This is a genomic window from Methanolobus sp. (assembly GCF_016278365.1).
In the GTDB taxonomy this organism is placed as follows: Archaea; Halobacteriota; Methanosarcinia; order Methanosarcinales; family Methanosarcinaceae; genus Methanolobus.
The window spans coordinates 161,141-179,496 of the sequence record NZ_JADQBZ010000002.1; the positions used below are offsets into that span (position 1 = coordinate 161,141).

Here is an 18,356-nt window from a genome sequence, read left to right on the forward strand (position 1 = left end):
CAATTGACCACGACTAAACAGGTTGTCCGACAATTACTGGCATTAATATAAAAACTCCTTATTTTCCCATTTAAAAGAGTCAATGCCTTTTTCTTTGTTCTTCCGATGAACTTGACTTGTCATACAGCCTGTCAATGACTACCGACTTCAGTCGGTAGTCGTTGAGAAGTCCTCCAAGTGTTTTATGAATAATTCGTATTGTTTTTCCAATTTAACCATCAGGTCTGTCATTTCCACTACATTGCCTGATCTTGCTGCTTCTTCAACTTCGCATGCAATGCTACTTAAAACCATACCACCGAGGTTCGCTGAGGAACCTTTTATCTGGTGCGCATAGTTACCGGTATCCTCGGCATTTTCACATTCAATACTTGCTCTCAGAGCTCTTATATGCTGCGGTGCATGCTTTATGTACGTAGTGAAAAGATGACGTGCCAGTTCAATATCGCCATCAATTCTCTCCATAAACGCTTCCTTATCAAAAATAGGCATACCCGATTGTTGATTTTGTTTAGAAGCGATGCAAACCTCGCTTTTCTCTCCATATAATTTATTTGACCACTTCTTGATCAATGTTAAAAGCGATTGCATTGAAACCGGTTTTGCAATGTAATCATCCATCCCTGCGTTAATAAAGCGTTCTCTGTCACCATCAATAGCATGTGCTGTCATTGCAATGATGGGTATTTCATGGTTAAGAACGGAAGAACTGGTATCCCTTATTATCCTTGTGGCCTCAATACCATCCATCTCAGGCATTTGCACGTCCATGAGCACCAGGTCGTAGGGAATCATTTCAAGTGTTTTGATTGCCTCTTTTCCATTGGCTACCGTATCTACTTTGTGGCCTATTTTCTTAAGCATGCTTTGAGCGACTTTCTGATTTACAATATTATCCTCAGCCAGTAAGAACCTTAGACTTTTTACTCTTTCAGAGGATTCTGTCTTCGAAGCAAGTGAAGGCGGTTCTTGTGGATCCTGATCTCTTTTGAGAGCGGATGCTACTTTATCGAGTAGCTCTGTATGATTGACTGGCTTGCTAATCAAGGCAGTGAACTTGCTTTTATCAAAATGATCAGAGTCTGGCCATTTCCCAAGTGACGTCAGCATCATAAGGGGAATACCTTTAAGTTTTTCATCAGATTTGATCACATTGGTAAGAGTAATACCATCCATTCCTGGCATTTGCATATCGAGAAGTGCTATATCGAATGGATTATTGTCTTCATGTGCTTGATAAAGCTCTTGTAATGCTGTAGTTCCACTATGAGCTTCGCTTACTTTAGCTCCTCGCGACAAAAGCCAAACTTTCAGTATTTCACGATTTGTTGCATTGTCATCCACTATGAGTATACGTGCATCCTTTATGCAATACATTGAGCTGTTTAGTGGTTTGATGCCTAAATGCTTAACAAAAGGAATTATGAACCAGAACTCAGATCCTGCTCCTTTGTCACTGATCACACCTATCTTTCCACCCATCATCTCCACAAGTTGTTTAGAGATAGCAAGACCAAGACCTGTACCGCCATACTTCCGGGTGATGGATGCATCTACTTGATAGAAACTATCAAAAAGAGACCCTATTTTATCTGCAGAAATGCCAATTCCAGTATCCTTGACTGAAAATCTCAACATGGCTTCAGAGTCTGTTTCTGACTCAAGGCTTACACGCACAACAATTTCACCATTTTCGGTGAATTTGATCGCGTTCCCAGTTAAATTCATCAATATCTGCTGTAAACGACTGGGATCTCCTCTGATATTAACAGGAACATCTGGGTCAGATGCGCAGATGAATTCCAATCCTTTACCGTGGGCCTTTACAGCCAGCATTGAAGCAAAGTCATCAAGCATATCACCCAAATTGAAATCCAGAACTTCCAGTTCCAATTTGCCAGCTTCTATCTTCGAGAAATCCAATATGTCGTTTATTAGATTTAGCAACAATTCTCCGCTGATCTGTATCGTTTCAACATAATGTTGCTGCTCTTCGCTAAGTTGAGTTTCCGCAAGCAGACTGGTCATGCCGATCACACCATTCATGGGCGTGCGTATCTCATGAGACATGTTGGCCAGAAACTCCCCTTTTGCTCTGGTAGCTTCCTCTGCTTTTAGAAGAGCTCTATCTAATTCCAGATTTTTTCTGGTAATGTTAGATGCATATTCCTTCAGTTTTTTCTCAGCAATCTTACGCTCTGTGATATTGGTATGCGACACTACGACCTTACGTGGAAAAGAATCTGTACCTTCGAAAGGCCGAACTTTTCCTATAAACCACCTACTTTCTTCAGGGGAGTCACATGGATATTCAAGATTAAATTCCTCACTCACCCCTGCCATTACATCTTCTATCCCTTTTGCGAACAGCCGACCTAAATCACTATCTTCGCCAACTGAGTTTTTTGCAATCTGAATATAATTTGTTCCTTCACTGACCTTTTCAAGATCAGCTGAGTTCTCAATAGCAAAATCCTTCCATGATTTATTTGTTTTGATAATAGTTCCTGTTTCATCCAATACACAAATATTTGCATCAAGGGAATCAAGAGTTGACTGATTCAAGTGATTCAGTTCCGTTATGATTTGTTCTACCTGCCAATCAGAAGTCATATCACGTCCGACGCCTACCAGCCCGACTGTCTCCCCTTTAGAGTTTTTCAGGGGCGCCTTGATCATATCAAGCAAGACTTTTCTGCCGTCAGGGTAATTAACCCATTCTTCATTGTGCCTGGCCTTTCCTTCCATGAGCACAATATAATCATTTCCTCGGAAAGATTCTGAAAGTTCCTTACTGAAGATCTCATAGTCCGTTTTGCCTATTATCTGGCTCTTTTCTCTGCCCATGAACCTTGAACATTCAGGATTGCATCCCATATATGTGCCTTTTAGATCTTTGAAAAAGATTATGTCTGGTATTGAATCAAGAAGCCCTTCTAAGAGAGAGTTTTTATTTTCAATCTTTTCTTCTGCTTTTTTACGATCAGTTATGTTTCGAACTATAGAGATTACTTTATCTTTCCCAAAAGAGGCCATTTTGCACTCAAAATACCTGATCTCACCTTCGATAAGGAGGTGATACTCAATGGTTTTAGTAATTTGCTCAATAAGAACCCTATCGATGGTCTCTTTCATTTTGATAGCCAGTTCACTTTGAAACACATCAAAGATAGTCTTGTTCAAAAATTGTTTTTTAGGCATTGCCAGATCTTCGTCATCTGCTGCTTTGTAATCAATGAATACTCCTCTCTTATCCAGCACAAATATCAAGTCAGGAATAGCTGCAATTAACGATTGATTATACAAATTACTAATAGTTAGGGCTTCTTCGTTCTTCTTTCTCTCAGTTATGTCACGTATTGCTGAAACGCGCATATGTCGCCCATTGTGCATGAGATTCAAACTTTCTACTTCAACAGGTACGATTGTCCCGTCTTTTCTTACACAACGCACTTCATATGGTTTCGTAGATTTTTCTTGCACTTTCTGTATGAGAAGAACATGATCATCAGGATGGAAAATAATTGGTGTAATATTTTGCCCTAGCAATTCCTCAGGCGCATAACCTGTTATGCGAACCATTGCCTCATTAACTTCAAGAGCTATACCATTCTCGTGTATAACGATGCCTTCAAAAGACACATCTGAAAGTAAACGGTATTTCTCCTCGCTTTTCCTTTGCTCCTCTTCCGCAACATGGCGCATTAAAGCTTCTCCAATATGAGAAGCAATATCTTCAAGCTGCTCTATAGCTTCAGACGAGAAGCATCCTTTCCGGTAATCAGCAAAGTGAATCAGACCCACAATCTCGTTTTTCATTCGAATAGGCACAAGTGCTACAGAGGCATATCCTTGATGAACACATTCGTTGCGTGGATGCAAGCGAATGTCCTGTTCGGCTGAAAGATCAAGAAGAGGGAAGGAGTCGTTAGTCCAACAGCTTCCACCTCGCGTAAAAAGAGAGTTGAAAGGATCTGTTTTACCTGAAATAACCAGGCCACATGTACATTCTAGCATAATAATGCCGTTACAGTCCCTGCAGAGACCTCCTTCCTGGTTACGTAAGACCAACGAGTTTTCCAAGCCCAAAAAATCAGCCGGGAATCCGTCACTTGCGATATATGGATAATCATCCCCTTCCTTCAGGCGAATGCCTATTGCGTCTACTCCAGTAAGCTTTTTCAAAGTGGAGACGATTTCTCTCATTGAATCATACATATCACTTGGTTCATTGAGGATACGCAAAACCTCAATTCCCATCTCGTGGTAAGCTTCACTTCTCTTACGCTCAGTGATATCTCTGGCTATACCTTCCAAAGCAAGTAGATTTCCATTATCATCATAAATGAAAAAATTCTTTTGTTCTACCCAAATAGTCTGCTCGTCTTTTCTTACCCAACGCAATGTTACAGTCTTTCGATCATTTAACTCTTCTTTGAATAAGGATTCAAGTACATGAGCATCATCTGGATGCACTAATTTAAACCCGAGGTCTGGATCTTCATAATGATCTTCAGGTGTATGTCCTGTGATTCTGGTTGAAGCTGGGCTAACATATGTAAACCTTCTTGTAGGAGAGAACTCATAGCGATATATCAGATCTTCAGCATTTTCTGCTAGCCTTCTGAAACGCTGCTCACTTTCCTTTAGCAATTCATCTGCGTTTTTGCGTTCAGTAATGTCCTGGAAGACCGTCACAAAGATTCCTTTTTCTACCTGATAAGCACTAATGCTGTAGTATCGCTTTAATGGCTCAGAGAATGTTTCAAAATTGGCTGGTTTTCCATTAAGTGCAACATCACCATATACCTCAATAAAAGAAGTTTTCTCTATGCCTGGAATAACCTCACTCGCACATATTCCAATAACATCCTCAACTTTAAGCCCTGTATGTTTCTCAAAGGCTTCATTTGCTTCCAAAAATACATAATCAATGGGTTTATCATGCTCATCCAAGATCATTTTATGAATTGCAACACCACTGAGGGCGTTCTCAAAGAGGCCGCGATATTTATTCTCACTCTCGTGCATCGCTTCTTCAGCACCTATCTGCCCTACTATATTCCACACAGAGTCCATAAGCAAAGTTAGCTGTAGCTCATCTACTTCCTCGTAAGCTGAATCCTTGTTTGCAACCCCTACAACGGCCACTATCTTATTATTTCTGAAAATGGGCACCGTCATAAATCTGTGAAGTCCAACATGTCCCTGAGGATATCCTTTTTTTAGAGGGTTGGGGGCAATGAAATCATTTATTATGATAGACTTGCGCTGCCTGACAGCTTCTCCCCAGATACCTGTATCATCCAGGCTGTAAACCGTCTGTGGGTTAGCAATCTCACACTCTTTCATTACGCATTTTGACCACGTATTCAGAGTGAACTCTTTTCTTGCTTCGCTGTAATAATAGATATAACCAAATTTGCTGTCTGTAAGAGTTATTGCTTTGTTAAGGGCAAAGTCAAGACACTCCTGAACCGAATCATGTCGGAACTGCAGGATTTCAACAAGGCTTTTCAGTCGTTTCTCCCTAAGAAGAAGCTCTTCTTGAAACTTCTTTGTTTCAGTTATATCTGTATGGGAGCCAGCCATGCGATATGCAATCCCGTTTTCATCTCTGAGTGCTTCTCCTCTTGCCAGAACCCATATGTATGAGCCATCTTTGTGCAAGAGTCTGAATTCAATGCTGTATGCAGGAAATTTTCCATTCAAATAACTATGAAGGTAATCTTGGACACGTGCTTTATCTTCCGGATGCAATCTGTCTTCAAAACTGGATAACTGATTGGGCAGCTCTGAGTCATCATACCCTATCATCTGCTTCCATTGTGGAGAGAGGTATAATGAATTATTCCGCATATCCCAATCCCATATACCGTCATTGGAGCCATTGACTGCCAGCATGAACTGCTCACGACTTTTTTGTAGCTCCTGCATGATCTGTTTTCGCTCTGTAATGTCTATGGAATATTCGATTATACTTTCAAGATTTCCTTCTTCATCAAAGAGAGGATAGGCATTGATCTCTACATATACAGGTGTGTCATCTGCTCCGAGATGAATATGTTCTAGTTTTACAGGTTTTCCTGTTCGTCTGATTTCTTCCAGAGGGCACGGATGATCCGAGTCACTGCAGGGTTTAGAAAGTCCATGGCTTGCTTCGTAGCATTTGCTGTCTACTTTTATATAGTAATGGTTTTTGGCAAAGGAGTTTGCAAGTTTAATGGTATGGTCTTTAGCATCGATGACCATAAAAGGATGGGTAAGTGCATCCAGTATATGGTCAAGCATATCCGTTTTTTGAATCAAGCTCTTTTCAGCTGCTTTATTCTTTGTGACATCAGAGATCACGCCAACGATACCTTTAATGGTGCCATCAGGATCCTCTATTGTTGATTCATCAAAGATTACATCTCTAATATTTCCTTTTCCATCTTTTATTTTCCATTCATAATGTTGCTTTCCAGGATTCCTATATAGAGCATCATCCATTTCGGAATATTTATTCGCAATTTCTCTTGGGGAAATATCATAGACGGTCTTACCTATTATCTCAGCATGCTTAAGCCCCATTAATTCTTCAAAGGCTTTATTGCAACCAATATACCTTCCCTCAGAATCTTTAAAGAACACAGGATTTGGAATAGCTTCAAGAAGGGTAGCAATAGCATCTCTATAATGCAGTGCAAATTGTTCTGCCTCCTTCCCTTCTAGTGTTTCACGGTGATGTACTGACAAGAAGGTTTCCTCTTGATTATTGAATTCCATTTTTTTGCACATTTACTTTCTTCCTGCTTAGCTGGCAAGCGATTTCTTTCTATAGGATCTGTTCAGCGATCAAATATTCTGTAAAACTAAAAGATCACCCCGGGTTATACATTAATATAAAAATTGATGTATATATACATTGACAGGCAGATGTTTATTTAGATGTTGAATAGTACCGGAAACAAATAGACTTATATATATCTGCCCATATAATTTTAGTGACAGATGTCAAAATAAACTTGAGAATCAAAATGAGTGATAATTCCCTAAGCAATGGGTCTTCAAAAATCTCAAAAGAAAACCATAATGCAGAAACAGTTGATTACATATACTCGTGCTTTTCTGAGATCAATCAATGCATGCTTCATCTGGGTGGAAATTGTGATGATAACATTCAAATGCTGACTGAGCTTTGTGGCAGGCTTTTGGGAGCAACCTGTGCTATCTACAATCGTCTGGAAGATAATACACTACTCTCCTGTGGACAGTGGCATGTGCCTCCAGATTATAATCCCTGGGACAAACCTGATGGCCACATTTGTTATGACGTTATCCTCAATGATATCAATGGTCCGTTTGTTGTTTGTAACCTGCCAAAAACTCATTATGCAGTAACCGACCCGAACGTGGCAAAGTATAATTTAAAAACGTATATTGGTCATCCTATAAGATGTGGTACCTCTTTCGTGGGTTCTATATGTGCCGTATTTCAGCATTATTTTGAGCCTAAGGATGATGATAAAAAAATAATAGGGATAATTGCATCAGCTATCAGCCTTGAAGAGGAGCGCAGAAAAGCTGAACACAAAAATCGTGAGCAAGAGCAATACCTACGTGCTATCCTGCAGACGACAGCAGATGGCTTTTGGGTAGTTGAAACAGACGGTTCAATCATTGAGGTCAACGAAGCTTACTGCAGAATGTCTGGTTATTCTCGCGAAGAACTTCTGAAATCCCATATTTCAGATCTTGATGCATTAGAGAAACAATCTGAAGCCTTAGAACGCATTGAGCGGATTATCCGGAACGGATCTGAAATATTCGAAACACGGCATCTCAGGAAGGATGGCAGCATATTTGATGTTGAGGTTTCTGTTACATTTCTCAATGTGAACACAGGGAAACTTGTCTGTTTCGGTCGTGATATTACAGAACGTAAGGAACAAGAAAAAGAAAGTGCAATCTTGTTGGATCTGCTTAGAATTCTTGATCAACCTAATGGTTTTGACGAATTGCTGCGCGATATTATTCAAAAGCTCCATGAGATCTCAAACTGCGAGGCAGTTGGAATTAGGTTGAAAGAAGGAGATGACTATCCGTATTACCAAACATTTGGTTTCCCGGAAAGCTTTATTCAACTCGAGAAATCTCTCTGTACCCACGATCTCAGCGGTCAGGTTATCAAGGATGAGCTTGGCAATCCTGTTCTGGATTGCATGTGCGGGAACATCATTTGCAGGCGTTTTGATCCAATGCTCCCCTTTTTTACTCCTCATGGCAGTTTCTGGACCAACTCAACATCTGAATTTTTATCGACTACTACTGAATCGGATAGGCAGGCCCGCACCCGAAACCGTTGCAATGGTGAAGGTTATGAGTCTGTCGCATTGATCCCATTGTATGTTCATGGAGAAGCATTAGGATTGATCCAGTTGAATGATCCACGCAAAGGAATGTTCACAAGAAAGATCATTGCCTTTTTTGAAAGGCTTGCTGACAACATTGCTCAGACATTGATACAAAAGAAGATACAGATTAAGGTAGAACAAAATCAGAAAAATATGGAAAGCATTTTTAGAGCTTCACCCACTGGAATTGGTGTTGTTGAAAATCGCGTATTCAAATATGTAAACCATCGTTTATCTGAAATGACAGGGTATAGTTCCAGTGAACTGGTCAGCTCCAATGCTCGCATTCTGTATCCCACTCAGGAAGACTATGACTATGTTGGAGTTGAAAAGTATAGACAGCTAGCAGAAAAAGAAGTCGGTGAAATTGAGACACGATGGAAATGCAAAGATGGCAGGATCATTGATGTTTTGCTAAGGTCAACTCCTATAGATGTCCATGATTTTTCAAAAGGTACTACTTTTACTGCATTGGACATAACTGTAAGAAAACAGATGGAGAATGCTCTTACCTTAAGTGAAGAAAAGTATCGCAACCTTGTGCAGAAATCCCACAGCATCATTCTTAAATGGGATCGACGGGGAAAGGTGTTGTTTTTAAACGAGTTTGGGCAGCGCTTTTTTGGATACAGTGAAGAGGAAATCATAGGCAAGAATGTCATGGGTACTATTGTGCCTGAACAAGAGGTTACAGGTCGCTCCCTCTCATCCCTCATGAGTGATATTTTCGAAAATCCTGGAAAATATGAATACAACATCAATGAGAACATGTGCAAAGACGGAAGAAGAGTCTGGATCTCATGGTCAAATAATCCATTATATGATTCAAAGGGACAAATAACAGAGATGTTTAGTGTCGGAGTCGATGTCACATCTGAAAAGCAGGCTAAAGAGCAATTAAAACTGCAATCCCTTGTTCTTGACCAGATAACTGACTGCGTGACAGTTGCTGACCTGAATGGCATCATAACTTATGTCAATAAGGCGGAAGTACAAGCTTTGGGCTACTCACACGAAGAACTCATTGGTAAACCAACGAAAATATTTGGAGATAATCCTGAAAGAGGTGCAACACAGCAGGAAATCCTGAAAGAAACACTTCGAAATGAACACTGGCATGGAGATGTAATGAACAAGACCTCCGATGGTCGTGAAGTATTAATTGACTGTCGAACCCAAGTAGTACGCAATGAAGTAGGACAGGCTATTGCTTTGTGTGGGATTTCCACCGACATCACCGAACGCAAGCTTCAAGAAGATAAATTGCTTAACAGCGAGCGACAGCTGTCCAATGCACTGAAAATTGCAAAAATGGGCCACTGGGAACTGGATGTCAGCAGTGGTGTATTTACTTTTTCGGATAGTTTTTACGACATATTGCATACCACTGTAAAGGAAATGGGTGGCTATGAGATATCGATCGATGAGTACACCACCCGCTTTGTACATCCAGAAGACAGTCATCTCGTTCATGAGGAAATACTGAAGGCATTAGAGTCCGAGAATCCTAATTATGGTCGTTATCTGGAACATCGCATGGTTTACGCTGACGGCTGTGTAGGTCAAACAGCAGTGAGATTTTTTGTCGTAAAGGACAGCAGTGGTAAAACTATCAAAACCTATGGCGTTAATCAAGATATTACAGAACGCAAACAAATAGAGAAGGCATTGATAGATAGCAACCAACGTTATCGAGAATTGGTTGAAAGAATTAATGATGGTTTAGTATCATTTGATGCAAAAATGAATTACATTTTTGTTAACGACGCTGGCGGGAAATTGCTGGGGAGAGATCCGAAAAATCTAATTGGGAAAAACTATTGGGAGGAATATCCTGAAGCAAAAGGTACTCTTTTTGCTAATGCTTATATAAAGGCATTTGAAACACAAGAAACAATATTCATTGAAGAACATTTCAAGCCATGGGACCGTTGGTTTTCAAATACAATTTATCCTTCACCAGATGATATTTCAATTATATTCCAGGATATCACTGAACGTAAGAGGGCGGAAGAGGCACTTGAAGAGAGCAACAAGAGAATGGAAGCATTTCTGCAGCTAAGCCAGAAAATAACTTCTTCTGTTGAACAAAATGAGCTCATGCAAGCGATTGTAGATGATGCAACTAAGATTATCGGCATAGAGAATGGCGCTGTATATCTGCTGACAGATGATGATCAAATATATGTTGCAGCAACAACACCCGCATTTCCTCCTAATTTCCCTGAAGAACTCTGCTTAGCTTCTTTGGACAAACATCCTCATATTAGAAAAGCTATTACATCAGGCAAATATGTCATCATGCCTGATTCAAGTACTGAGAAACTCACGCCATTAGAGCAAGAAATCGTTAAGATAATAAATATTCACTCGGCTCTTTATCTTCCCATACGTCTAAAGGGACACTCGATCGGAGTGCTAATACTATCATCAAATGAAAGAAAGTACAATTTTTCAGATGAAGAAATTTTTCTTTTACAGGGTTTTGCGAATCAGGCAGCACAAGTATTCGAGAATGTCCGCAATTATAAGCAGTCAAAGGAGTATGCAAAGGAACTAGAGGAGGAAATTGCTGAGCGAAAAAGGGCCGAAAATTTGCTTATAACAGCAAGAAAAGATGCAGAATCGGCTAATATGGCAAAGTCTGAATTTCTTGCCATCATGAGTCATGAACTACGTACCCCACTGAATGCAATTATCGGGTTTAACGAAATACTTCAGGACACAGAACTGAATCATGATCAAAAACACTATGTTGAAATCGTCCAGAAAAGCGGCAAGGCGTTACTTGATATAATTGAGGATATACTGGATTTCTCAAAGATTGAAGCTAGTAAATTAAAATTAGAGATGCTAGACTTTAATCTGTTGGAGTTGCTAGAGGGTTTTGCAGACACTATGATTCTTCGTGCAACACAAAAAGGACTGAGATTAGTATACAATGTTGATCCAAACGTACCCTCTCTGTTGTGCGGAGATCCAGGGCGTCTACTTCAGATACTTTCCAACCTGGCCGGAAACGCAATCAAATTCACTTCTCAGGGTGAAGTGGTAATTCACGTCTCTGTGGAGTCTCAAGAAGATGAAAATGTCCTGCTTCGCTTTTCAGTTAAAGATACTGGAATCGGGATTCCTGAAGATAAGATTGAATTCATATTTGAGAAATTTGCACAGATAGATGCTTCAAACACTCGTAGATTTGGAGGCACTGGATTAGGTCTTGCAATATCTAAGAGATTGGTAGAAATGATGGGAGGCAACATTGGTGTGTTCAGTGAAATTGGAAATGGATCCGAATTCTGGTTTACAGTACGGCTGAGAAAGCATTGCAGGACCAAAACCGTAAACAAGGTGGATCCAGCGTATTCACTTCAAATTCATGATAGTGATTTACGCATTTTACTAGTAGAAGATGATATATTCAACCAGAAAGTAGCGCAAGAAATGCTCATTAAATTGGGTTTCAATGCTGATGTTGTAGCCAATGGAAAAGAGGCAATCAAAACACTTGAAATGATTCCCTACGACCTGGTGCTCATGGACGTGCAAATGCCTGAGATGGATGGTATTGAGGCCACAAGGATAATAAGGGATACCAGTTCTTCCGTTCTTAACCATGAAATACCCATCATTGCAATGACAGCACATGCTATTGATGGTGACAGAGAACGCTTTATTAACGCAGGGATGGATGATTACATTGCAAAACCAGTTACTTTAAAAGTACTCAAGCAATTAATCAATAAATGGCATCAGATTATTCTGATTAATCAATAATTATCTAAGATTTCCAATTTCGTGTTAAAACTGTAATATTATTTTCCCGAATGCTATTATGGAAATGTTAACAAAGAAGAAAGTGAGGTGTGTGATATGAAGGTGATGCGGGTTATTGGTACTATTAAATTAAAATCACACACCTCTAGAAGGGTAAAACAGTTAAATTATAAAAATATATTTTATTTTTAAATAGAAAATAAATTACTGTAATGCAAATTCGAAGTATTGGAAGACTAGAGATTCTGCATTCGGCTTCAACATCTAGTAGGTAGGAGAACGCCAAATAAATTATTTTATTTGTATTATATAATTATTATTAGTAGCGCGAATTATATATAAGTTTGTGATAATCTCTTTTTATGTTCAACGATTGTTTCTTTTGTGGCAACTCTTATGGATATGATGCCTTAGAAAAAAAGCATCTCCACAAAGTTGGGAAATATTTGGTGTGCCACCTCTGTTTAACTGAACTGGAAATTGCCTTAGAAAGTCAACTATCTCGCACTACCGGCCTTCGATCAGCGAGGATGGGGTTTGAAAGTCAATTAAGCATTCTCCAGGATGATTGAAGAACTTTGCTGAGATGTACGTAGACTGAAAGTATCGTTTTCCGATCCAAATCGACAGTTAAACGCTACAGTTAGCAAATTTCTTCTGCAACTTTGTTTGCAGCTCTCTTCTTCATTTTTAAAATATCAGTTGGAGATAATTGACTACCAAGATTAGAATTGAATCATGTGCTTCACATATTCACCACTCAAAAAGAACACATATCTTGTAAAAATAATACATAAAATGCTAAATAATATTTAAATTATACCTCACGTGGTCTTCTCATTTCGATAGATTTGATCTGTCTCTTTGGACAAATCGTATATAGGTTTCAATCACCCGGAAGACCTCATAAAAAAACCCATTGCCGAGTCATAGCCGGCTCTTTTTGAATGTAGCAGAATATCTCAAACAAAATGCTATATTTCATTCAAAAGTAAAAACGTACCACCTAACAAAAATCTCAATTGAGGCGACAATATTGAAAAGTAAAAACCAAATAACAACTAAACATGGAAAAATGGCTCTGTAGAAATCCTTATTTAAACAAACAATAATATTTTAACATACTTATCAATATTATGAACTATTCCTTTTATTTTGACTTCTGTAACCTGATTCCAATATTTCTTGGCCTTAGTTTGTACACCATATTTCCTTTTGAGCACTGAGAACATCGTTTCTACCAGATTTCTTTTATGATAGAGTTTCCTATCAAACTCCTGTACCATTTTCTTACGGAATTTTCCTTGATCCTTTTTCTTTTCCTCTGTCTCAGAGGGATTATAGCTACTGCATGTAATTGTTCTCTTGTTAGCGAATGTATAGCTTCTGAATCATATGCTTTATCCATTACATAGTAGTTTGATCTGCGAGTTTTATTACATTGTTTTACAGGCTGTCCGACAATTCAATTTCACCGAAAAAACAGAGAAAAAGAAGGCCTATAAAGGCTTTAAATCGAGAAGTAAGGAAATGTACTATTACTGCTAGTAATTGTCGGACAACCTGTTTAGCAATGTCAATACATGCTTTGCATCATTGACAGGTTTACCTGATTCTTTTAAACCAGTTACAATGAACTTAGCAGTATCAACAGCGATACTTGTTTTCAGAAAAGATCTTCGTTTCTTTCCTGTTCTCCAAGAATAATAGTAGCTACAATGACCACTGGTAAACCCACTTGAATCAATAGCAGTAACTTCTATCCTCTCTCCATGTAAATAGAACAGATCAAGCGTTTGCTTTAATAGTCCGTTAAAGTAAACAGGCTTAATTCTTCTACTGAACTTATGAAGTGTGGTATAGTGTAGAACTTGTTTTAATCCAATTTTTGACCTAACATTATCTATTAATTCGACAAGTTCAAAGATACTTCTGTAATCTGTGTTCAGATACTCCTTTAACAAAACCAGGCTCATTAGCTGGTGTTGCGTATATTTCCTCTTAGAATATTTGCAACTGTATATTGGTAAATGTGAGTTTCCTGATACAGCTAACGCTGTATCAACAAACTTTAAGTACTTGTTACACTACCATCAAATCACAGATTTAATGGGAGTTCCAGATTTACAATCTGGAACAAAACACTAATCATCCCCTTTGTGTTTTTGGTAGCAAGTGAACACTTTGGGGTTTTCTCCTTTTTAAATGACTACGTAATTTTTAGTAGGAAATAGGTTTTCTACAGAGCCCTTATTTCAATATGATTGGAATATCGAACCGGAAAGTGCTGCCTTTACCAGGTTCACTTTCCACCCAGATGTTACCACCGTGAAGCTCAACAAACCTTTTAGCTAAAGCTAACCCAATTCCGGTTCCGCCATATTTTCTAGTTATCGAACCGTCTATTTGGATGAAAGGATCAAATATCTTACCGATATCCTCTTCAGCAATACCGATACCATTATCAAAGACAGAAAATAAGACTCGATCTCCTTTTAGCTCAGCTTCTATCTTTATTTTACCTTGATTATCCGTAAACTTAATGGAGTTCTCAAGTAAGTTATATAATATTTCAGTAAGTTTGTATTCATCGGCTAATATTGTAGGAAAATCAGAAGAGACGTTGGTATCTATTTGTAATCCTTTTTTTGATGCATTTAGCTTTAACAGATCCACAGTATCAGATACAATTTCCCTAATTCTGATTGGCTTCAAAGAAAGCTGTTCCATTCCAATTGAACTATATTTAGAGAAATCGAGTACTTTTTCGACGGTCGACAAGAGGCGCTGACCGCCTTCATAGATATTTACTATGTACTTTTTTTGTTCTTCAGTAAGATTATGTGATTCTTTATTTAGGAGGATATCTGAGAAACCAAGCACAGATGTAAGTGGAGTTCTAAGCTCATGGCTTATATTTTTCATTACCTCACCCATGATTCGGTTTGAATTGTCAGTAGTGAGTTTCGCGTATAACATGGCTTCTTCTGCTTTTATGCGAGGTGTTAAATCGGCTTGGGCACCTATTATGCGATGAGATGTACCATCAGCATCAATATCAATTGGTTTACCTCTGCTTGAAACCCATATGTATTCACCAGACTTGTGCTTAATTCTAAAGTCGATATGAAATGGCTTTAATCCACTGACACTTCTGCATACTGTATTATAGACTGCCGCTTTGTCATCAGGATGTATGAATTCCATGTACGAATTGATGGTGGTGGGTAGTTCCCCGGGCTCATATCCTTGTATCCTATGGAACTGAGAGCTTAGAAAAACTTCTTGAGTGTCAAGGTCAATATCCCATAGACCATACTCTGCAGCTTCCATGGCGAGAGACAATCTTTCCTGGCTCTTCAGGAGATCGCTTTCAATTTGCTTTAAGTCAGTGATTTCCTGATTTACAATAATTGCTCCTTGTATCTTGTTCTGATCATCAAGCACTGGTGCAGTATAGTTCAAAATTGTCTTCTTCTTCCCATCAAAGGCCTCTATTTCAAGCATCTCATCGACAACAGTAGTACCTTCTTTGACTGTATGAGCCAGAGCCCAGTCATCCGGAGTTATCTCTTTTCCTAAAGGAAGTCTGCGTGCTTTGAATATCCCATATTCCTTAACATCGACATGAGGTTCAGCACCCCATATTTCAACTCCTTTTTTGTTTCCACTGAGGAGCTTACTGTTACTATCTGCAATCCAAAGTCCTACTGGAAGTATTTCGAATATCTTGCTAAGAAGTTGTTCCCTCTTTTTCAATTCATCCTGAGCCACTTTCTCCTCAGTTATGTCCTCTGTATATGTGATTATGCCGCCGATCTCCCCATCTGCCCTGTACCACGGACTACATTCCCAGCGACTGTATATGATTGAACCGTCTGGCTTTTCAAAAAAGTCCTCATTGTTTTTTTCGGTTGCGCCCGAAAGACATCTCATATGTATGTCTCTTAATTTATCGGCCAATTCAGGGAAAATATCATAATGATGCTTGCCGATGATGTCGCGCTCTTTTAGATTAAAGTATTGCAGGTAGCGGTCACTAATAGCAATGTAGCGGAGGTCTTTGTCGTAAACAGCTATTGCGATGGGGATATGCTTGAGGATAAAGTGCAAACTTGGTTCAGTTTGTTGATAATGATTTTTTAATTTAACTTCATACATTGATATTCTAAATATATATTAAACTAATATATATGTTACGTCGATATGTAAAACTATATTAAAGAGCTATATTTGTCCAGCTTCCCATTATTTCATGCTAAATTTAAACTACATCAGCTCACGCATTTCTCAAAAAAGTATCGAAAACTGAGACGTGCACTACTTACATGAATGATACTGAAATTAAGATTGTACCATGTGGCAATCATAATTAACAGTTAAATATCTAGAGGGGAGGTGGGTGAAAATGAATAATGTGAAGTAGGGCGTACTACAAAATCAATTCACACACCTCATGAATGAGTATATAACATCAAATGATAAAAATATTATGCATTATTACAGATTTACCACGTTGGAGTAAGAAGGCCACCCATTTTAATGGGTGGTAGTTCACTAACTTCTCTATGGAATACAAAATCAATTAGAAGACTGCATAATTCTCTTATTCAGTTTAGCGAAGTTCATACGCTTGAAGAAAAGTAAGTAAAAGTATCCAGCATGAATGACATTTCCTGCCCTACAGATTTGTACTAGGCTTCTTATCATTGCTTCACAACGCGTTTAGTTCATCCCATTGAACTATTAACTACGTATTCTAGGTGGTACTTGGATACAGGAGATAGTTCAAATGAAAGCTATGCAATACCTAATGCTTTGCTTAGTGCTGATTGCTATTGCTGCCGGCAGTGCAACTGCACAGGTATCTGAAGGCTCAGAAGTACAAATCACAACAAATGCATCACAGCAGAACGATCCGGCTATTTATAATGACACGATAGTCTGGACAGATGGCCGTAATGTCAATATCACTGAAGATGTTGAAAACATGTCCCTGCAGAACATATTCAATGCAAACATAGACACCTACATGTATAACCTGTCCACAGGAGAGGAAATGCAAATATCTGAGAACGGGGCCGCTCAGATGGCCCCTGCGACCTATGGAGACATCGTGGTATGGGAAGATTACAGCAACGCCAGCTTACCGGCAGATGAGATGGACGTGGATAATGTCACACTGGATGACTGGCTTCAATTTGATGTAAATATCCAGATGTACAATAAATCTTCTGGCGAGAGCCATTTGATCGTGGATAATCACTCCTTGCAAGGAGAGCCTGCAATCTATGGCGAGCTGGTGGTGTGGCATGATCTGCGTAACGGCAACTTTGATATTTACGCGTATAACCTGTCCTCGGGAGAAGAAATACAAATAACCGGTAATGAGTCGGACCAGATGTACCCTGCTGTCTATGGCGACAGGATAGTGTGGGAGGACTCACGTAACGGTAACTCTGACATCTATATGTATAACCTATCCAGCGGAGAGGGGATGCAGATCACCAATAATACATCAGATCAGCTATCTCCTGCTATCTATGGCGATGTGATCGTATGGGAAGATCACACCAATGTCAACCTATCGGATATAGACAATATAACACTGGAGAACTTCACTCAGCTGGATATCAATATCCATATGTACAACCTGTCCACTGGGGAAGAAAACCGAATCACCTCAAATGCATCCGCCCAGATAAACCCTGCAATTTATGGTGACAGGATAGTGTGGGAAGACCTTCGCAATGGAACCGGAGATATCCACATGTATAACCTTTCCACAGGAGAGGAAGAGCAGATCACGGAAGATAGTTTCTGGCAGAAAGCTCCCGATATCTATGAAGATAGGATCGTATGGACCGATTATCGCAATGGAAATCAGGATATCTATGTTTTCGATTTGTCCTCCGGAGAGTTTAGTCCAATCATTCCTTCTGTGGCTGTTCGAGATGATGACTTTGATGACAGGGACGATGATCTAAATGACAGAGATGAGGACTTCGATGACAGAAATGATGATTTAGATGATCGGGATGAGGACTTCGATGACAGAAATGATGATTTAGATGATCGGGATGAGGACTTCGATGACAGAAATGATGATTTAGATGATCGGGATGAGGACTTTGATGACAGAAATGATGATTTAGATGATCGGGATGAGGACTTTGATGACAG

The 18,356-nt window shown here is 39.2% G+C and carries 3 protein-coding genes and 3 pseudogenes; 2 read left to right on the forward strand and 4 right to left on the reverse strand.

The features are described from left to right. Positions 1 to 147: 147 nt before the first annotated feature. Positions 148 to 6,768: a PAS domain S-box protein gene (locus QZZ22_RS00900; RefSeq protein WP_292461697.1), complete on the reverse strand. Its 6,621-nt coding sequence runs from the start codon at positions 6,766 to 6,768 to the stop codon at positions 148 to 150. Positions 6,769 to 7,019: 251 nt separating this feature from the next. On the opposite strand from QZZ22_RS00900, the gene QZZ22_RS00905 reads away from it, so the two are divergent. Beyond that, positions 7,020 to 12,173 (forward strand): PAS domain S-box protein, encoded by a 5,154-nt coding sequence (locus tag QZZ22_RS00905; RefSeq protein ID WP_292461699.1) that lies wholly within the window; start codon positions 7,020 to 7,022, stop codon positions 12,171 to 12,173. Positions 12,174 to 13,270: 1,097 nt separating this feature from the next. Here QZZ22_RS00905 and QZZ22_RS00910 read toward each other — a convergent pair. From QZZ22_RS00910 to QZZ22_RS00920, 3 genes and pseudogenes are all read right to left on the reverse strand, one after another. Further along, positions 13,271 to 13,617: pseudogene (locus tag QZZ22_RS00910) on the reverse strand (transposase); the annotation flags it as partial. Between the two features lie 124 nt (positions 13,618 to 13,741). Further along, positions 13,742 to 14,257: pseudogene (locus tag QZZ22_RS00915) on the reverse strand (IS5/IS1182 family transposase); the annotation flags it as partial. Between the two features lie 166 nt (positions 14,258 to 14,423). Beyond that, entirely contained in the window at positions 14,424 to 16,334 is a 1,911-nt protein-coding gene (locus QZZ22_RS00920; protein ID WP_292461701.1) for a PAS domain-containing sensor histidine kinase, read from the reverse strand. A gap of 631 nt (positions 16,335 to 16,965) precedes the next feature. Here QZZ22_RS00920 and QZZ22_RS00925 point away from each other — a divergent pair. Continuing rightward, positions 16,966 to 18,356, forward strand: a pseudogene (locus QZZ22_RS00925) (hypothetical protein); the annotation flags it as partial.